General features: G+C 67.1%; 20 protein-coding genes and 1 pseudogene. 15 read left to right on the top strand and 6 right to left on the bottom strand.

Annotated features, from left to right (window positions below; translation table 11 throughout):
• Positions 1 to 227, bottom strand: a pseudogene (locus JHC36_RS08715) (phosphodiesterase); the annotation flags it as partial.
• A 165-nt stretch (positions 228 to 392) separates the two neighbouring features.
• On the opposite strand from JHC36_RS08715, the gene JHC36_RS08710 reads away from it, so the two are divergent.
• Positions 393 to 947 (top strand): glycine zipper 2TM domain-containing protein, encoded by a 555-nt coding sequence (locus JHC36_RS08710; protein ID WP_124223949.1) that lies wholly within the window; start codon positions 393 to 395, stop codon positions 945 to 947.
• A gap of 47 nt (positions 948 to 994) precedes the next feature.
• On the opposite strand, the gene JHC36_RS08705 is transcribed toward JHC36_RS08710, so the two are convergent.
• Entirely contained in the window at positions 995 to 1,801 is an 807-nt protein-coding gene (locus tag JHC36_RS08705) for a spherulation-specific family 4 protein (protein ID WP_287918300.1), read from the bottom strand.
• A 353-nt stretch (positions 1,802 to 2,154) separates the two neighbouring features.
• On the opposite strand from JHC36_RS08705, the gene JHC36_RS08700 reads away from it, so the two are divergent.
• Entirely contained in the window at positions 2,155 to 2,466 is a 312-nt protein-coding gene (locus tag JHC36_RS08700; protein ID WP_124223945.1) for a DUF2853 family protein, read from the top strand.
• Positions 2,467 to 2,519: 53 nt separating this feature from the next.
• Here the strand turns inward: JHC36_RS08700 and JHC36_RS08695 are convergent, their stop codons facing one another.
• A complete protein-coding gene (locus JHC36_RS08695) occupies positions 2,520 to 3,449 on the bottom strand; it encodes an SDR family oxidoreductase (protein WP_287918298.1) in 930 nt (309 codons plus the stop codon).
• A 148-nt stretch (positions 3,450 to 3,597) separates the two neighbouring features.
• On the opposite strand from JHC36_RS08695, the gene JHC36_RS08690 reads away from it, so the two are divergent.
• Complete coding sequence (locus JHC36_RS08690) at positions 3,598 to 4,656, top strand: CDP-6-deoxy-delta-3,4-glucoseen reductase (RefSeq protein WP_287918297.1); 1,059 nt, start codon at positions 3,598 to 3,600, stop codon at positions 4,654 to 4,656.
• A 3-nt stretch (positions 4,657 to 4,659) separates the two neighbouring features.
• Positions 4,660 to 5,394, top strand: a complete 735-nt coding sequence (locus JHC36_RS08685) for a hypothetical protein (RefSeq protein WP_287918295.1) — start codon at positions 4,660 to 4,662, stop codon at positions 5,392 to 5,394.
• 57 nt (positions 5,395 to 5,451) lie between these two features.
• Here JHC36_RS08685 and JHC36_RS08680 read toward each other — a convergent pair whose 3' ends face one another.
• Positions 5,452 to 5,775, bottom strand: a complete 324-nt coding sequence (locus tag JHC36_RS08680) for a hypothetical protein (RefSeq protein WP_287918293.1) — start codon at positions 5,773 to 5,775, stop codon at positions 5,452 to 5,454.
• 176 nt (positions 5,776 to 5,951) lie between these two features.
• On the opposite strand from JHC36_RS08680, the gene JHC36_RS08675 reads away from it, so the two are divergent.
• Together JHC36_RS08675 and JHC36_RS08670 are read left to right on the top strand one after the other, a co-directional pair.
• Positions 5,952 to 6,929, top strand: a complete 978-nt coding sequence (locus JHC36_RS08675) for a Bug family tripartite tricarboxylate transporter substrate binding protein (RefSeq protein WP_287918291.1) — start codon at positions 5,952 to 5,954, stop codon at positions 6,927 to 6,929.
• Between the two features lie 40 nt (positions 6,930 to 6,969).
• A complete protein-coding gene (locus tag JHC36_RS08670; protein WP_287918289.1) occupies positions 6,970 to 7,164 on the top strand; it encodes a hypothetical protein in 195 nt (64 codons plus the stop codon).
• A gap of 62 nt (positions 7,165 to 7,226) precedes the next feature.
• Here the strand turns inward: JHC36_RS08670 and JHC36_RS08665 are convergent, their stop codons facing one another.
• Together JHC36_RS08665 and JHC36_RS08660 are read right to left on the bottom strand one after the other, a co-directional pair.
• Positions 7,227 to 8,027 (bottom strand): LytR/AlgR family response regulator transcription factor, encoded by an 801-nt coding sequence (locus JHC36_RS08665; protein WP_287918287.1) that lies wholly within the window; start codon positions 8,025 to 8,027, stop codon positions 7,227 to 7,229.
• Positions 8,020 to 9,096, bottom strand: a complete 1,077-nt coding sequence (locus JHC36_RS08660; protein WP_287918285.1) for a sensor histidine kinase — start codon at positions 9,094 to 9,096, stop codon at positions 8,020 to 8,022. The genes JHC36_RS08665 and JHC36_RS08660 overlap by 8 nt, the downstream gene beginning before the upstream one ends.
• Positions 9,097 to 9,238: 142 nt before the next feature.
• Here JHC36_RS08660 and argH point away from each other — a divergent pair, with 142 nt between their 5' ends.
• The 9 genes from argH to JHC36_RS08615 all read left to right on the top strand — a co-directional run.
• The gene (gene argH / locus JHC36_RS08655) at positions 9,239 to 10,696 is read left to right on the top strand and encodes an argininosuccinate lyase (RefSeq protein ID WP_287918284.1); all 1,458 of its coding nucleotides are present in this window, start codon (positions 9,239 to 9,241) and stop codon (positions 10,694 to 10,696) included.
• Positions 10,697 to 10,763: 67 nt separating this feature from the next.
• Entirely contained in the window at positions 10,764 to 11,294 is a 531-nt protein-coding gene (locus JHC36_RS08650) for a C40 family peptidase (protein ID WP_287918282.1), read from the top strand.
• Between the two features lie 149 nt (positions 11,295 to 11,443).
• Positions 11,444 to 12,613 carry an alpha-hydroxy acid oxidase gene (locus JHC36_RS08645; RefSeq protein ID WP_287918280.1) on the top strand — a complete coding sequence of 390 codons (1,170 nt, stop codon included), beginning with the start codon at positions 11,444 to 11,446 and terminating at the stop codon, positions 12,611 to 12,613.
• Positions 12,614 to 12,848: 235 nt separating this feature from the next.
• On the top strand, positions 12,849 to 14,126 hold the full coding sequence (gene dinB, locus JHC36_RS08640; protein ID WP_503007003.1) for a DNA polymerase IV: 1,278 nt from the start codon (positions 12,849 to 12,851) through the stop codon (positions 14,124 to 14,126).
• 166 nt (positions 14,127 to 14,292) lie between these two features.
• The gene (locus tag JHC36_RS08635; protein ID WP_287918278.1) at positions 14,293 to 14,937 is read left to right on the top strand and encodes a peroxiredoxin; all 645 of its coding nucleotides are present in this window, start codon (positions 14,293 to 14,295) and stop codon (positions 14,935 to 14,937) included.
• 87 nt (positions 14,938 to 15,024) lie between these two features.
• A complete protein-coding gene (locus JHC36_RS08630) occupies positions 15,025 to 15,915 on the top strand; it encodes an MBL fold metallo-hydrolase (RefSeq protein ID WP_287918276.1) in 891 nt (296 codons plus the stop codon).
• Between the two features lie 96 nt (positions 15,916 to 16,011).
• The gene (locus JHC36_RS08625; RefSeq protein ID WP_287918274.1) at positions 16,012 to 16,866 is read left to right on the top strand and encodes a sulfite exporter TauE/SafE family protein; all 855 of its coding nucleotides are present in this window, start codon (positions 16,012 to 16,014) and stop codon (positions 16,864 to 16,866) included.
• A gap of 135 nt (positions 16,867 to 17,001) precedes the next feature.
• On the top strand, positions 17,002 to 17,865 hold the full coding sequence (locus JHC36_RS08620; RefSeq protein WP_287918272.1) for an enoyl-CoA hydratase-related protein: 864 nt from the start codon (positions 17,002 to 17,004) through the stop codon (positions 17,863 to 17,865).
• A gap of 314 nt (positions 17,866 to 18,179) precedes the next feature.
• On the top strand, positions 18,180 to 18,326 hold a 147-nt coding region (locus JHC36_RS08615), incomplete at its 3' end, for a metal-sensitive transcriptional regulator (RefSeq protein ID WP_287918303.1).

Raw genomic sequence — 18,326 nt, 5'->3', positions numbered from 1 at the left:
GGTTCGAGCAGGGTGCGCAAATGGGCATACTCGTCCTCGTGTCCCGCGTCGACGAGGTCGCCACTCACGAGCACCGCATCGGGCCGCTCGGGCAGGGCCCGCACGCTTTGGACCGCACATCGAAGAAATTCCGCCGTGTCGATTTCGCCTTCAAGAAGACGGCCTGGACGCACGATGTGCGGGTCGCTGAGCTGGACCAGAACGCGAAACCGGGAAAGATGCATCATGGGTCAACCGCCGAGGTGCACGGGCCGCTGCTGTAGTCGTACCGGCCGGTTTGAGTGATCACGAAGGATTCATGTTAATGCGCTCTTGACGTTCGGAGGAGCAGCACCCATCTAAAAACGTGCTGCTCAAGCACTTTTCCACACGTTCTGGCCTCGGAGGTCCTGATGAACAAGAAAGCGGTCACTCGCCGTCCCTCGCTGCCGCTGCTGCTCTGCGGCGCGGCGGTGCTTGCCGCCATGCCCTGGGCGGCGCAGGCCGACGAATGGGCTCGGGTGGTGTCGTCGACCCCGATCGTGCAGCCGGTCACGGTGCAGCGGCAGGTCTGCGCCCCGCCAGCCACCCCGCCAAGCCCAACGAGCACGGGTGTCGGTGCCGTGATCGGAGCCATAGCCGGTGGGGTGATCGGCAATGCCATCGGCGGCGGCTCAGGGCGCGACCTCGCCACCGGTGCCGGAATCGTCGGCGGCGCGATCGTCGGCAACCAGATCGAAAGCTCGAACCGTGCCCAAGCTCAAGCGGCCCAGCAGTGCACGACGCAGAACGTGGTCGAAAGCCGGGTCATCGGCTACCAGGTCACGTGGGAATACGCGGGCAAACAATACATCACGCACATGGCGCAAGACCCGGGTGCCTGGGTGCGGGTGCAGATCATCCCGATCGAGCCCGCAGCCTTGGGCCCCACCCCGGCAGCAGCCTCACCGGTTCCCATGCCTCGCTGAACGGGCGGGCTGCCGCCAGGGCATCGGCTGCACCGGTGCGCAGCGACTCAGCGGGTGGCGTTGATGCCGATGAGCGCATCGACTTCGGCCGCGAAGTCATCCGGCAGCGCGGCCCAAGGGTCGGCTGCGGGAAGCCGGGTCGAGTAGACCCAAGCGATGCGGCGCTGAGCCAAGGACCGCACGACTGCCGCATCATCGCCCGCGGCGTAGGCCAGTTCGGCAAACATCCCCGGGGAATAGTTTTGCGTCCAACTCGCTTGACCGCTCGAAAGAACCGTATCCGCGGGGTCTTCGGCGTCGACAAAGACGTCTGCGGTCCGATTCTCGGCAAACGCCCGATCGAAGGCGACGCCCGGATTCGCGACGATCATGGCACCCAGGCCCTTGCTTCGGACGTACGTGGCCAGCGTGCCGTAATAGTTCAGGTTGCGCGACGTGGCGGTCGAGGCCATTTCGTCGAAGAAGATTCCCGCCACCGGGTACCAAGAAAAATACCGATCCACGTCGGCTTGCACGGCGGAGAGCGACCGCTTTCCATACGAGGTGTAGACATAACCCAGCACCCGCCCGCCGGATTGCGCGACGGCCTGCGCGGCTGCGAGGTAATAGGCATCGAGTCGGCGCCCTGGCCCGCTCGACGGATTCATGATCGCCAGCAAAGGCACACGGGTCGCCGTCGTCGCCAACACGTTCCAGGAGCTCATGTCGACGCTTGGGTCGATGTAGGCCGGCACCAGCAAGCCCAGCGGTCCCAAAGACGTCTGCGCGCGTGCAGCGCCGCCCATGATGGCAGACGCTCCCAACGCCAGAAACCGACGCCGAGCGATCCACGAGGAGCGATTCGAAATGGTCATGAGTTTCTCCCTGCGTTTGAGTTGTCCCGACCGCAAGCCTATGCAAGAAGTCCGCGGCAACAACGTTTCGCATTGATACAGACGAAAGCGTTTATGCACCCAGCAGCCGCGCGCGGAAAGTCAACACAAAAGCAGCACCCTCATGTGACACCCAGCCAGCACCGATGCCAAATATTCCACACGGATGGGCGCGTGCCCTGGCCCCAAGCCCGTCTGCGGCCCAAGCCGCCCCGCGCCCGTGTAATGATCGGCACTGCTGGCGCTCAGCGGCGCCGGCAAGCCACTCCGGCTGTACCGCTGACGATCCACGCGGCTCGCGGCCGGGCCTTTTTGTCGAAACAGGAGACTGAACCATGAGCGACTATCTCGCCGACGTGCGCAAATACGCCCCCAATGCCAGCGAAGCGGCAGTCAACGCCATCGTGAAGTACTGCGGTATTGCGCTGCGCAATCCGGATTCATCCTTGGTTTCTGGTTCCGACCCCAAGGAGCTCGCGACCGTCCGCGACGGCTTTGCGGCCAAGAAACTGGGGCTGTCGCCGGAGGCTGCCGAAGCGGGGATTGCAAAAGTCCTGGAAAAACTCAAGGGCGTCAACCGCAAGAGCCGCGTGACCTTTTATTACCTGCTGGCCGAAGCCACCGGCACGCTCGACAAGCTTGCCTGAGCCAATTTCCTTGCTTTTTACGCTGGGGGCCGGCGTCAATAGCCGGCTCTTCGCTATTTTTTGGAGAGCAAGCCGACGGTCGGTGTCGGGTACTGCAGGCGCAGCCGAAGTTCGCGCTTGAGGCGCGTATTGACGAGCCGACGGCTTTCTCCCATGAAGCTCAGCAGCGAAATCGGCAGCGTCCGCTCCGCCTCGGAGCGCCGCACGCGCGGCGGCCGGGGCAGTCCATAGAGGTCCGCGGCGAGGTCCATGTACTCGCCCATGCGCAAGCTGCTGTCGTCGCTGACGTGGAGCACGCGCTGCGCAGACCCCCGCCAAAGCGCGAGCAGGCAGGCGCGCGCCAGATCGTCGGCGTGGATATGGTTGGTGTAGACGTCATCCTCCGCGGCAAGGACGGGGGTGCCCCGCAGCAGTCGCTCCCGCGGCGTGCCACCAGGCCGATCGGGCGCGTAAATGCCGGGGATCCGCAGGATCGTCACGCGCGTGCCGCCGCGCCCGAAAAACCGGAGCATCCGCTCGGCGTCCACCCGCCTTTGCGCACGCGGGGTCTGAGGCGCCACAGGGCGGGTTTCCGCGACCCACGCGCCCCGACAGTCTCCATACACGCCCGAGGTCGATCCATAGACGAGTGATCGTGGCCGGCTGCGGCGACGCAGGGCTTGGGTCAGCACCGCAGTGCGTCGATCGCGCCACCATTGCTGGCCCGCGTCGCTCGGTGGCGGTGCCAGATGAACGACGCGCGTGGCGATGCCGGCGAGCCGAGCGAGCGTCTCGGGCCGATCGAGGTTGCCAAGCAGCGGGGTGATGCCAGCGGAACGCAGTTGCGGCACCCGCTCGGGCGACGAGGTCAATGCATAACGACGCACGCGCGGCTTGAGGCGTGCGGCGACGCGCAAGCCCACGTCCCCGCAACCGACGATGAGGACGCGCTCGCGGCGAAAGCGCGCAGGCAGTGCGCCGAGAGGACTTTGGTTTGAAGGCAAAATTCGGTTCCCCAATCACTGGCTAAACAACGCGGCAAGCCCCGCAGAACCGCAGAGGCGATCGGCCCCTGATGCTCGATGTCCGAGCCCAGCACGGAATCGACCCGCGCTGGGGCTGCCCAGCGTTGCACTCGAAGGATACCCAAACATGCCTTACACCATCACCGTTGAGCCCAGCGGGCGCTCGTTCGAGGCGCGCGAGGCCGAAACCATCCTCTCGGCCGCGCTGCACCACGGCGTGGGCCTTCCCTATGGTTGCAAGGACGGGGCCTGTGGCTCTTGCAAATGCAAGCTGCTCGACGGGCGCGTGGTGCACGGCCCGCATCAAGAGAAGGCCTTGTCCGCCGAGGAGGAGGCACAGGGCTATGTGTTGACCTGCTGCGCGGTTGCGCAAAGCGACGTCGTGATCGAGTCCCGGCAGGTCACGGCCGAAGGACTTCCCCCGATCAAGAAAATGCCCGCGCGCGTCGCCCGGCTCGAGCGGCTCGCCAGCGACGTCATGCGCCTCGAACTGCAGCTGCCGGCGGGCGATGCCTTCACCTACCTCGCGGGCCAGTACCTCGACATCCTGCTGCGCGACGGCACCCGTCGCAGTTACAGCATGGCCAACGCACCCCACACGCTGATGCGCACCCTCGAAGGGTCGAGCACGCCCGTGCCGGTCGCCGAGTTTCACATCCGGCACATGCCCGGGGGCAAGTTCACCGACCATGTGTTCGGCGCGATGAAAGAGCGCGAAATTCTGCGCATCGAAGGACCGCAGGGCAGCTTTTACCTGCGCGAGGAGTCTGACCGGCCCATGGTGCTGCTCGCCTCGGGTACGGGCTTCGCCCCGATCAAAGCATTGATCGAACATTTGCAATTCATCAGCAACACCCGCCCCGCAACCCTGTATTGGGGCGGCCGTCGCCCGGCCGACCTGTACCTGGACGCCTGGGTGCGCGCGCAACTGCCGACCACGCCTTGGCTGCGTTACGTGCCGGTGGTGTCGGACGCGCAGCCCGAAGACGCCTGGACGGGGCGCACCGGCTTCGTGCACCGTGCCGTGCTCGAAGACACGCCGGACCTCAGCGGCCACCAGGTCTATGCCTGCGGCGCGCCCATCGTCATCGAGTCGGCCCGCCGCGACTACCTGGCCGCGGGCCTGCCCGAACAGGAATTTTTCGCCGACGCCTTCACCACCGAGGCGGACAAGGCGGCTGCGTAAGTCATGGCTGCCGCGCGCATCCACCATCGGCCCTGCCCGTGGCGGCACGCGGCCGCAACCGTGCTGGGTGTCAGTTGGGCCCTCGCCAGCCATGCCGAGAGCCCCATGCTCACCGACGACGCCGGGACGCTGGAGGCCGGTGGCTTCAAGATCGAGGCTCGCCACACCTGGGATGCGCTGGCCCGCAGCGAGGAACTGGCCTTTGGCTTTGCGCCCCTGCCCAAGGTGGAACTGGGCCTATCGGCCGCCTCCGAGCGCGATCGGACAAACCACCCCGCAGACACCGCCCAAGTGCGCGGCCTCTCCGTGAAGTGGGTGCCGCTGCAGAGCGAAACCGGCCTGAGCCTGGGCGTGCTGCTGGACGTGAGCCACGCGCAACGGCACCGACCCAGCGCGCCTCCCGGCGAACCGCAACACGAAACAGGGCATGAATGGTCGCTGACGCTGCTGGCAAGCCATCGCGACGCAACGGGCCATGCGGTGCATGCGAATCTGGGGACGCAGCGCGCCGAGTCCGAAGGTCTGCTGGGCCGCGTGGCCTTCTGGAGTGTGGGCTACGAGCACCCGCTGGCCGAGCATCTCCAGCTCACCCTCGATCTGCGTCGGGCGCAGGACGCGCGCGCCGACACGCAACTGGGCCTGCGCTTTGAGATCCAGCCGGGTTTGAAGATCTACGGAGCCGCCGGTCGCGGCAATCGCCGCGACTTCGGCACCGTCGGCTTGGCTTGGGAGTTCTAACGCTCCCGTGATGGCGCGTGAGGGACTTGTTCAGCGTTGCCCTAAGGCAGCGCTGTATCAGTGCAGACGTTGGCGGTCGTGCTTTTGCTTGGCGATGTGGCGGCTGGCGCGGTTTTGCTCGTGGGCGAGGTGACGGCGCTCTGCCGGGGTGACCACGCCGTCGGCCTTGGCGCGGGTTTCCGTCCGCTCGATGCGGGCTTGCTCCGCCTCGAGGCGCTGCGTTTCGCGCGGCGTCAGCTGGCCCGAAGCCACGCCTTGGGCAATGCGCTGTTGCTGATGGGTTTCACGCTGGTCCACCCGAGGCGTCGCCGGTTGCGCAAAGGTGCTGCCGGCTGCTGCGAGGGTGGCGCTCAAGAACAGCGTCCGCAGAAGTTGGTTCATCGTGGGCTCCTTCCAATAAATCAGAGTGTTGGATCGTGAATCGACGGCGACCAAGCGCCTGCCCGACCACACCCCAACAACGCCAACCGAGGCCTTGCCGATGACCCCAAGAACGTAAAGCCGGGTAAGGGATTGTTGCGATGCGCGGACGGCGCGTCGGGGGCGAGAATCTCGGCATGAAACGTCGATGCCTGCTCCAGAAAGCCGCCTGCGCGTCCCTCGGATTGAGCGTCCTGCCCTGGTCCGCGGCCGACAGCGGCAAACCCCTGCGCCTCATCGTTCCCTATGCGCCCGGTGGGCCGATCGACACCACGGCGCGGGTGCTGGCCGAGCAGGTCAAAGGCTCACTCGGGCCGGTGGTCATCGAAAACCGGCCCGGCGCGGGTGGCAACATCGGCGCCGATGCGGTGGCCAAAGCAGCGCCCGACGGCTACACCATCGGGATTGCGGCGGTGGCGACCCATGCCATCAACCCTTGGCTGTTCGCGAAAATGCCCTTCGACGCCGCGCGCGACTTCGCCCCCATCACGCAAATGGTGCGCGTGCCCAATGTGCTGGTCATGAATGCGGCGACGGCCGAGCGGCTGCGCATCCGCAGCGTCAGCGACCTGGTCGCCTATGCCCGCTCCCGCCCGGGCGAGCTGAACTACGGCAGCGGCGGCAACGGCAGCGCCGGGCACCTGGCTGGGGAATGGTTCAAGCGCGAGGCCAAGATTTTCGTGGTCCACATCCCCTACAACGGCGGTGCGCCGGCGCAACTGGCGTTGCTGTCGGGCCAGGTCGACTTCAACTTCGACAACCTCGCCACCGCCGCGCCCAACCTGAGCGCAGGCAAGATCCGGGCACTGGCGGTCACGACGGCGCAGCGCAGCCCCCTGCTGCCCGACGTTCCCCCTCTGGCCGAGACCTTGCCGGGCTTTGCGGTCGATACCTGGTGGGGGCTGGTCGCCCCCGCGGGCACCCCGCCCGAGCGCATCGCGCAGCTCAACACGGCCTTCGTCGCTGCGCTCAACGACGCGCAGGTGCGCCAGCGCTTTGCACGCCTGATGGCTGAGCCGGTGCCAAGCACGCCGCAAGCCTTTGGGGCCTTCATGCAAGCCGAACGCGCGAAATACGAGCGCATCGTGCGCATGACAGGGGCTCGGGTCGACTGAACCTAAATCCGGCAGTTGACCGCTTCTCGATGAATGCAAGGTGTTGTTGTTGCACTGGTTTTTGCAGCGGAGGCGGTTCACCGATCGGGTGAGCGCTGCGCACCCGTTCGAGTCGCCCTCGGGCGCGGGGGCGGCGTTGCAAATCCTCGCCATGGCCAGCGCCATGGCTGTGGTTTGCGCCTTGCCCGCGCGCCCGATGACGACCCGCCCGGGCGCGCCCAACTGCCGGATTTAGGCCGAACCGCAGCATTTTCGAGAGAAATTGCCCGGATCCCAGCGCGAAACGGTGCTCTTTAGCTATTGTTTTTGCACTTTTGCGACCGCTTCGAGGGCCTCGCGGACGCCGCCGAGTTGTCGACGCGAGACCTGCAGGCGCTCCTCCAGGCCGTCGAGCCGCACCCACCAGAGCTCGTCCCATTCGGCGTCAGGCGCGCGCTCGAGCGCACGCAAGGCATGGCGAGCCACCAAAGCGTTTCGGTGCACCCGCAGGAAGTAGTCGCCGTGGTGTTGTTCGAGCTCGCTGAGGCTGCCCTCCGCGATGTAGCTGCGCTGCGCGGTGCGCAAGGTCAAATATTTGAGTTCGGCCTTGACGTAAAGGACTTCGTGGATCGGCACACGCTCGACCCGGCCCCGCTCGTGCACCAGCAAGGCTTGCGCTGCGGGCGCCGGCGCGCGCCGCTCGGACGACTGAGAGGGCGAAGGCTGGCGCGATCGCACCTTGCGCAGCGCCATCGACAGCCGCTCCGCGCGAACGGGCTTGGTGAGGTAGTCGAGCGCTTCGACGTCGAAGGCATCGAGCGCATGTTCACTGTAGGCGGTGACGAAAATCACGGCGGGCGCACTGCCCGCCTCGCGCCACTGGCGCGCGAGCGCGAGTCCGTCGGTTCCGGGCATGTGGATGTCGAGCAGCACGCAGTCAAAACGCCGCTGCGCGAGTAAAGCGGCTGCGGTAGCCCCGTCTGCGGCTTCGGCGGCGACTTGGGCCGCCGGGTCGGGACAAGCCTCCACCAGCCGGCGCAGCCGCGCGCGGGCCAGGTCCTCGTCGTCCACCAGCAAAACCTGCAACGGTGCCGATGCTGCCTCGATGCCTTCAGCCATGGGGTCCTCCCGTGGCCAGGGGCTCTGCTGGGATTTCGATGCGCACGCGGTAGCGCCCGTCGACCAGGCCCGCATCGAAGCCCACCTCGACATCATGCAGCAGCGCCAAGCGCGAGCGCACGTTTTCGAGCGCGATGCCGTTGCCCGCTGCGCCCGCGCCCCCCGGCAAGCTGTTGACGAGGGTAATGACGACCCGCCCACCCCGGCGCTCGGTGCGCAACTCGATCTCGGCGCCCGTGGGGCTGGGCTCGACCCCATGCCGCACCGCGTTTTCGATCAAGGGCTGCAGCAGCAGCGGCGGCAGCGCCGCGCCTTCGGCCGCGGGGTCGAGCGACCAGCGAATCTGCAAGCGACGCCCAAAGCGCAGCTGCTCGATTTCGAGGTAGCGGCGCGCCAGTTCCAGCTCGCGCGCCAGCGGAACCGCGCCCTCGGGCGACTGCAAGCCCAGCCGGAACAACTCGGCCAGGTCTTCGAGCACGGCCTCGGCCCGCGCGGGCTCGTCGCGCACGAGCGCGATAGCGGTGTTGAGCGTGTTGAACAGAAAGTGCGGCCGGATGCGTGCCTGCAGTTCGACCAACCGCGCCTGCACGTCCGCGGGCGAACGAGCCCGCGCGCGCCAAACCAGCGCGGCGACGAGCTGCGCGGCCATCATCGCGCCAGCGAGCGCACTGGCCAGCCACGGCACGGACGTTGCAAACCCAGCCAAGGCGAGCAAGCCGCATCCGTAGAGGCCCATGAGCGCGCCCAAACCCGCGCCCGCCAGGTACTGCCCTGGTAATGTCAACCGCGCCAAAGGTCGCTTGAGCATGCAGGCCACGATCAACCAAGCCAGCGTCGCGGGCAAGACCGCCCCCGTGGCCATCGAGAAGCGCCAGAGCCAGCCCATGAGGTCGCGCGACTCGAACATCACCATCACCGCCGTCCACGCTTCGACGGCCAGCACGGCACGCAGCACCACGCCGGTGCGGCAAGCGTCGAAGACCAGTGGGCCGCCGTTGCTCGCTCGGCCTGGGCCTGCTGCATGCGTGGCCCGAGGGCCAGGGGTCGATAGAATTTGCGCTTCGCTCATCCGGATTCGGCTCGTGTGGCTGGCAATTATTGGCGACATCCCCGCGCGCCGCCACCGCGTCGAGCCGCCTGCCCGTGGCGGCCCGGCCATCACCCGCCGGCCCGCATCGGTCCCTCCCCGCTCCTATCCCGCGATTCCACGCATGTCACAAAACCAATTCGACAAGAAGTCCCAGGCCTGGTCGGCGCTGTTCTCCGAGCCGATGAGCGATCTCGTCAAACGCTACACCGCGAGCGTGTTCTTCGACCAGCGCCTATGGCGCGCGGACATCGCCGGCAGCCTCGCACATGCCGAGATGCTCGCCGCGCAAGGCATCATTTCAGCCGCCGATTGGGCCGATATCCAGCGTGGAATGGCGCAAATCCGCTCCGAAATCGAGAGCGGCGCGTTCGAGTGGAAGCTCGACCTCGAAGACGTGCACCTCAATATCGAGGCGCGCCTGACGCAGCTCGTCGGCGACGCGGGCAAGCGGCTACACACCGGCCGCAGCCGCAACGACCAAGTGGCGACCGACGTGCGGCTGTGGCTGCGCGATGAAATCGACGCGATTGGCGCCTTGCTCGAAGAACTGCAGCGCGCACTGGTCGACGTCGCCGCCGAGCATGTCGACACCATCATGCCGGGCTACACGCACCTGCAGGTCGCGCAGCCCGTGAGCTTTGCGCACCATCTGCTCGCCTATGTGGAGATGTTCGCCCGCGACGCCGAGCGCCTGGCCGACGCGCGCCGCCGCACCAACCGGCTGCCGCTGGGCAGCGCAGCACTCGCCGGCACCACCTACCCGCTCGACCGCGCGCGCGTGGCCCGCACCCTGGGCATGATCGACGAGCGCGGCGAGCCGCAGCTCTGCCAAAACAGCCTCGACGGCGTGAGCGACCGCGACTTCGCGATCGAGTTCACCGCCGCCGCGTCTTTGTGCATGGTGCACATCAGCCGCCTGTCGGAAGAGCTGATCCTGTGGATGAGCCAGAACTTCGGCTTCGTGCAGATCGCCGACCGCTTCACCACCGGCAGTTCCATCATGCCGCAGAAGAAAAACCCCGACGTGCCCGAACTCGCGCGCGGCAAAACCGGCCGCGTGGTGGGCCATCTGATGGGCCGCGTCACGCTCATGAAAGGCCAGCCGCTCGCCTACAACAAAGACAACCAGGAAGACAAAGAGCCACTGTTCGACACGGTCGACACGCTCAAGGACACGCTGCGCATCTTTGCCGAGATGATCGGTGGGCAGCTAAACCCCGCGACCGGCCGCAAGGAAGGCGGCATCCGGGTCCATGCCGTCGCCATGGAAGAAGCCGCGCGCAAGGGCTATGCCACCGCCACCGACCTCGCCGACTACCTGGTCAAGAAAGGCCTGCCCTTCCGCGACGCGCATGAAACCGTCGCCCACGCGGTGAAAGCCGCGCAAAGCCACGCCTGCGACCTCTCCGAGCTGCCGCTCTCCGTCCTGCAAGGCTTCCACCCCGCGATCGGGCCCGATGTGTACGACGTGCTCAGCCTGCGCGGGTCGCTCGACGCCCGCCGCACGCTCGGCGGCACCGCGCCCGAGCAGGTCCGCGCGCAGATCGAGCGCCACCGCCAGCGGCTGCGGCTGCGGTAAGGCAGCAGTTCTGCCACCCCGTGGGGTAGTTCTGGCATTCAGACAGCAGTTCGCGTACCGTTGCGCCATGCCAGCGCAACCCCTGACAACGGTGTCGATCTTTCTTCGCCGCGGCGCGCTCGCCAGCGCAGTGCTCGTCTGCGCCGCGCTGCTCGCCGCCTGCGGCACGCGGCCGGTGCGCTCGCCAGAGCCCGCACCCGCGGTACCCGTGTCCGCACGCCTGAGCGAGCACGAGGCGCAGCAGGTGGTGATCGCCGCGCTCGGCCTCGTCGGCACGCCGTACCGCTACGGCGGCAACACGCCCGAAGGGGGCTTCGACTGCAGCGGCCTCATCGGCTACGTCTACCGCAACGCGGCCGGCCTCAGCCCGCCGCGCACCGTCGCCGCGCTCGATGGCTGGGGCCAAGCCGTGCCCGCCGAAGACCTGCGCGCGGGTGACCTGGTGCTGTTTGCCAACGGCGGCCCGCCAACGCACGCGGGTATTTACGTGGGCGACAACCGCTTCGTGCACGCGCCCTCGAGCGGCGGCCAGGTGCGGCTGGACCGCCTCGACGCGCGCCACTGGGCGCGCCAGCGCATCAGCTACCGGCGACCCTGAGGGGCTGAGAGGCTGAGAGGCTGAGAGGGCAGCATGGCCCCAGCGTCGGCCCGTCATTTTTTTCAACCCGCGCGAGCCCAATTTCAGTTGGGGCTCTGGGCGGGCGCGGCTAGCATTCGGGCCATCGACCCAGACACACGAGGAGCACCATGCCGACCATCATCACCAACGTCGAAGACCTGCGCGTTCTGGCCCAAAAGCGCGTGCCGCGCATGTTCTACGACTACGCCGATTCCGGCTCCTGGACCGAAAGCACCTACCGCGCCAACAGCGCCGACTTCCAGAAAATCAAGCTGCGCCAGCGCGTGGCCGTCAACATGGAGAACCGCTCCACGGCGACCACGATGGTGGGGCAAAAGGTGGCGATGCCGGTGGCACTGGCGCCCACGGGCCTGACCGGCATGCAGCATGCCGATGGCGAAATCCTCGCCGCGCGGGCCGCGCGCAGGTTCGGTGTGCCGTTCACGCTTTCGACCATGAGCATCTGCTCGATCGAAGACGTGGCGCAGCACGCGGGCGAGGGTTTCTGGTTTCAGCTCTATGTGATGAAGGACCGCGGCTTCATCGAACGCCTCATCGACCGCGCCAAGGCGGCGAACTGTGGCGCGCTGGTGCTGACGCTGGACCTGCAGATCCTCGGTCAGCGCCACAAAGACCTGAAAAACGGTCTGTCCGCGCCGCCCAAGCTCACGATCAAGAACATGATCAACATCGCCACCAAAGCGCGCTGGGCCTTGGGCATGGCGGGCACGAGGCGGCGCCAGTTCGGCAACATCGTCGGCCATGTGCAGGGCGTCTCCGATATGGCCAACCTCGCGGCCTGGACGGCCGAGCAGTTCGACCCCGCGCTCAACTGGGGCGACGTGGAATGGATCAAGAAGCGCTGGGGCGGCAAGCTGATCCTCAAGGGCATTCAGGACGTGGAGGACGCCCGCTTGGCCGTGCAGTCAGGGGCGGATGCACTCATCGTCTCCAACCACGGCGGCCGCCAGCTCGACGGCGCGCAGTCGAGCATCGAGGCGCTGCCCACCATCGTCGACGCGGTCGGCAAAGACATCGAGGTGCACATGGACGGCGGCATCCGCAGCGGCCAGGACGTGTTCAAGGCGCGCGCGCTCGGCGCCCGCGGCACCTACATCGGCCGCGCCTTCCTCTACGGCCTCGGTGCCATGGGTGAGGCCGGCGTGACCAAGTGCCTCGAGATCATCCACAAAGAACTCGACCTCACCATGGCCTTCTGCGGCCACACCCAGATCGACACCGTGGGCCTAGACGTGCTGCTGCCGGGGACTTACCCGACGCCGCTGCGCGCGGGATAAGGCAACGCTGAACCAGCTCCTGAATGACCCGCGAGCGGCTGCGGGATGGAATGGGAAGCGCATACCGCAGCGCCAGCCCAGCCAGCAGAGCAGCGCCTCGACGACACCGCGGCGCGCAACAGCACCTGCCCGCTGCCTTCGATGCACGCACCGCTGGCCTTGAGCACCGCTTCGAGCCGCCTCCCTCTGCGAGGCAAGCCACGGCCTCGCGCGCACTGTGCCACAGCCTTGCCCTATGCTCCAGGGTGTGAGCCCGCCCGCCCTGCCCCGCCGCATCGCGCACCTGGACATGGATGCGTTCTACGCCTCCGTGGAGTTGCTGCGCTACCCGCAGCTCAAGGGCCTGCCGGTGGTGATCGGTGGGGCGCGGCGGCGCGCCGATGATGCGCTGCTGCAGGCACATGCGGGCTTGCCGCTCTCAGAAATTCCGGTGGCGGCCTTTCCGCGCCTCAAGGACTACACGGGCCGCGGCGTCATCACCACCGCCACCTATGCGGCGCGCGCCTTCGGCGTGGGCTCGGCCATGGGCTTGATGAAGGCGGCCCGACTGTGCCCCGAAGCCATCCTGCTGCCGGTGGATTTCGACGAATACCGGCGCTACTCGCGGCGCTTCAAGCAGGTCATCACCGACATTGCGCCGGTGCTGGAGGACCGCGGCGTCGACGAGGTCTACATCGACTTCACCGACGTGCCCGGTGGCCAGCGCGAGGGCGGGCGGGTGCTGGCGCGGCTGATCCAAAAGAGCATCTTTGACGCCACGGGCCTGACCTGCTCGATCGGCGTCGCACCGAACAAGCTGCTGGCCAAGATGGCGAGCGAATTTCGCAAACCCAATGGCATCGCCATCGTGCAGCCCGAAGATCTGCAGACGCTGATCTGGCCGCTGCCCTGCCGAAAGATCAACGGCGTGGGCCCCAAAACTGCGGCTCGGCTTGCGGCGCTGGGCATCGAGACGATCGGCCAATTGGCCGCGTGCGAGCGGGACTGGCTCGTCGAGCAGTTCGGCGCGAGCCACGGCGCCTGGCTGTTCGATGCCGCCTGGGGCCGCGACGACCGCCCCGTCGTGACCGAAAGCGAGCCGGTGAGCATCAGCCGCGAAACCACCTTCGAGCGCGACCTGCACGCCGTGCGCGACCGCGCCGAACTCGGCGCCATCTTCACCCGGCTGTGCGAACAAGTGGCACTCGACCTGCAGCGCAAAGGCTACGTCGGCCGCACCATCGGCGTGAAGCTGCGCTACGCCGACTTCAAGCGCGTCACACGCGAGGTCACGGTCGAGCAGGCTACCGCCGATGCGGCGCAGATCCGCCGCATCGCCGGTCTGTGCTTGAAGCGTCTGGACCTCAGCCGCCGTTTTCGGCTGCTGGGCGTGCGGGTGGGCTCGCTGCAGCCGCTGGCGGCAGCGTCTGCGGCTGCCGCAACGGCCACCGATGATAAAAAATCCTTAGACCCCAGCGCGAAACGGTCGCCTATTGCTACAACAATAGAAGCAATCAGCGGCGAACTGTTCTGACCCGCCCGGGTCATACCCCTGGGCTATCGCGGTCATCGCGAGGATTCATCCACATTCCCCGGAGGGTATGCAACACTCTCGCATCGGTCGACGCCACGAGTGCCGTAGCAGGCCAAGCCGGCGTCGCCGAGTTTCGTTCCGCAACCCACCGTCAAGGAGTTTCATCATGAGTGATTCGACCATCCACACCCTGCCGCGCCTGAACGAGCCGGCGCCGGCCTTCAAAGCGCGCACCACCCATGGCGAGAAGAGCCTTGCCGACTACAAGGGCAAGTGGCTGATCCTGTTCTCCCACCCCGCCGACTTCACCCCGGTGTGCACCACCGAGTTCATAGCGTTCGCCAAGGCGGCCGACACCTTCAAGGCCATGAACTGCGAACTGCTGGGCTTGTCCATCGACAGCCTGTTCTCGCACCTGGCCTGGACGCGCAACATCCAGGAAAAGTTCGGCGTGACCATTCCGTTCCCCATCATCGAAGACATCAAGATGGAAGTGGCCAGCGCCTACGGCATGGTGCACCCTGGTGCCGCCGACACCCAGGCGGTGCGCGCCACCTTCTTCATCGACCCCAACGGCATCCTGCGCGCCATGGTGTACTACCCGATGAGCAACGGCCGCTCGATCCCTGAGTTCATCCGCCTGCTCAGCGCCATGCAGACCAGTGACAAGCACGGCGTGGCCACGCCCGAAGGCTGGACGCCGGGCTGCGAGGTGATCGTGCCCCCGCCCAAGACCGACGCCGACGCCGCCAAGCGCGCCAGCGAAGGCTACAAAACGGTGGACTGGTACTTCTCCACCAAGTCGCTGTAAGCCCCAACGGGCCGGCGGTCGTCACAGGGGGCGGCCGCCTGGCCCTGTTTGATTCTCCGAACCCACCGAGTTTGCGACCGCCTCACCATGTCCGAACGCCTGCACATCGAAAGCTTCTTCGACGAAGCCACCTGGACCTTCAGCTACCTCGTGCTCGACCGCAGCACCCAGCAGTGCGCGCTCATCGACAGCGTGCTCGACTACGACCCCAAATCCGGCCGCACCCGCAGCGACAGCGCGCAAAAGCTGGTCGACCGGGTGCAGGCGCTGGGCGCGCAGGTGCAGTGGATTCTCGAAACCCATGTGCATGCCGACCACCTCAGCGCCTCGGCCTGGCTGCGCGAGCGCGTCGGCGGCCGCGTGGCCATTGGCCGCCACGTCACCACGGTGCAAGGCGTCTTTGGCCAGTTGTTCAACGCCGAGCCCGGCTTCTCGCGCGACGGCTCGCAGTTCGATCATCTGCTCGACGATGAAGAGAGCTTTTCCATCGGCACGCTGCGTGTGCGCGCCCTGCACACCCCCGGCCACACGCCCGCGTGCATGAGCTACCTCATCGAGGACGCGGCTGACAGCGGCACCGCGCGCGCCCTGTTCGTCGGCGACACCTTGTTCATGCCCGACGTGGGTACTGCGCGCTGCGACTTCCCTGGCGGCGACGCGCCCACGCTGTACCGCTCCATCCGCAAGCTGCTGGCGCTGCCGCCCGAGACCACCATCTACCTCTGCCACGACTACCCGCCTGCCGGCCGCGCGCTGTGCAATGTTTGCACCGTCGCCGAGCAGCGCGCCTCCAACATCCATGTGCACAACGGCGTGAGCGAGGCCGACTTCGTCGCCATGCGCCGAGCGCGTGACGCCACGCTGCAAATGCCCGTGCTCATCCTGCCGGCCGTCCAGGTGAACATGCGCGCCGGTCACTTCCCGCCGCCGGAGGACAATGGCGTGAGTTACCTCAAAATCCCGCTCAACGCGATCTGAAACATCCTGGACGCGGCCTTCACGCCCAGCCCCTTCAACTCTTTCAAGCCATGACCTGTGGCCGGCGCATCCGGCCGCCCCCGCTGCTCAGACCGCATGGATGTCCCAGCCCTGAACCCACTGCTCGATGCCGTGCTGGCCGCACCGCAGAGCGGCCTCACTCTGGTGCTGGGTGCGGCGGTCGGCGTCATCATGGCGCTCACCGGGGCTGGCGGCGGGATTCTGGCTGTGCCGCTGCTGGTGTTCGGCCTGCACCTGCCGCTGCAGCAAGCCGCGCCCACCGGGCTGATCGCCGTGGGCACGGCCGCGGCGCTGGCCGCCCTGCTCGGGCTGCGCGAGGGCATCGTGCGCTACCGCGCCGCGGGATTCATGAGCGCCTTCGGCATGGCCACCGCGCCAGCGGGCGTGTGGCTGGCGGCACGCCTGCCTGCAACGCCCATGCTGCTGGGCTTCTCCGGCCTGCTGCTGTGGGTGGCCTGGCGCAGCCTGCGGGCAGCGCCATCGGGCGACGACACGCCGCGCGAGCATTTGCCCTGCCTGCTCGACCCGGCACAGGGCCGGCTGCGCTGGACCGGGCGCTGCGCCCGCGCCCTCGGCGCCACCGGGCTGACCTCCGGCCTGCTCAGCGGGCTGTTCGGCGTGGGCGGCGGCTTCGTCATCATTCCGGCCTTGCAGCATGTGAGCAACCTCGATTTGCGCAGCATCCAGGCCACCTCGCTGGCGGTGATCGCGCTGGTCTCGGCCAGCGGTGTGTTCGCCGCCTCGGCCAGCGGCGCCCTGCCCTGGGCGGTGGCCATTCCATTCGGCGCGGGTGCGGTGGTGGCGCTGCTGGCCACACGGGTGCTGGCGCGGCGTCTGCACCCGGGGCATCTGCGCCGCGCCTTCGGCCTGCTCACGCTGGTGGTGGCGCTGATGATGATCGCGCGCGCCTTCGGCTGGCGCATCGGCTGACTAATCCGCCGCCGGCCGCAGCGGCGTCCGGCCAGAACGAGCGGGTCACCCGCGCGACCGCGGACCGTGCGGGCCAAGCGCCCAAAGGCGCTAGCATCGCCGCTCCACCCCCAACCACTCGATGGGAGCAAGACCATGCCACCCCGTTCTGCCCAAGCCCCGATGTTGAGCTGTTTCACCCTGCAGGTGGAGCAGGCTGTGGCCCACCTCGTGCTCAACCGGCCGGACGCGCTCAACACCATGCACCCGACCTTCTGGCGCGAGCTCGATGCTGCGCTGGACTGGCTGCACCGTGACCATTCGGCACGCGCGCTGGTCATCAGCAGCACGGGCAAACATTTCTCGGCGGGCATGGCGCTCGAAACCTTCAGCGGTGCCATCACGCTCGACGAGCGTACGGCCGAGGGCCGCGCGGCGATTTTCGATTTGCTCTCGGACATGCAGGCCACCTTCATCAAGCTCGAAACGCTGCGCATTCCGGTGATCGCCGCCATCCAGGGCGGCTGCATCGGCGGCGCGGTGGACATGGTGACGGCCGCGTGCATTCGCTACTGCACGGCCGATGCCTTCTTCTGCGTGCAAGAAATCAACATCGGCATGGTGGCCGACGTGGGCACGCTGCAGCGGCTGCCCAAGCTGATCCCGTTGGGCATCGCCAAAGAGATGGCCTACACCGGACGGCGTCTGGGCGCACAACGCGCGCTGGCCTGCGGGCTGGTCAATGAAGTATTCGAGACGCAGGCCGCCATGCTGGACGCGGCGCTGCAGTGCGCCGCCGAAATCGCCAGCAAGCCGCCGGTGGCGATCTGGGGCAGCAAGCAGGCGCTGCACTATGCCCGCGACCACTCGGTGGAAGACAGCTTGCGCCAGATGGGCTGGCTGCAGTCGGCCGTGTGGAGTTCGCCCAACGTGCGCGAAGCCATCATGGCGATGCAGCAAAAGCGCAGCCCCGACTTCCCCGACCTCGCGCCGCTCGCGCGCTTTGCGGACCAAGGCTGAGGCTGAAGTTGCCCGCGCGGTCGATTCAACCTAACGATCATGGTGGTTGCCGCCACCCCCGAAGATGAAAGAGACTTTGGGGTGGAAGGTTGCGGGTAGAGGTCGCAAAAGTTTTTGGCGGCTTGTCCCCGTTCCTAACGTGACCTGCCGGACTGACTCGCACCCCGGATTGCCTCCATAGAGAGCGCACGCTAAACAGGCCGTTGGCGACTTGTCGCCTTCAGGCACATTCAGTTCCGGCACCCGCCACCTTCCGTTTTTGAGTGTAAATCGACGGAAGGCGGTATGGAACTTCACTAGACCGAGGCCGTTTCATGAGTAGAATCGTCGACGCCGAGAAGAAGAAAGCCTTGTGCGCCCGTCTGGCCCGCATTGAAGGGCAGTTGCGCGGTGTGCAAAAACTCATCGAAACCGACGCCGACTGTGAAAAGATCGCGCAGCAACTGGCCGCCGCGCGCAAG

The organism is Tibeticola sp. (assembly GCF_022759015.1).
In the GTDB taxonomy this organism is placed as follows: domain Bacteria; phylum Pseudomonadota; class Gammaproteobacteria; order Burkholderiales; family Burkholderiaceae_C; genus Tibeticola; species Tibeticola sediminis.
The sequence above is the reverse complement of the archived record's forward strand: the minus strand, read 5'-3'. Positions and strand labels throughout refer to the sequence as shown.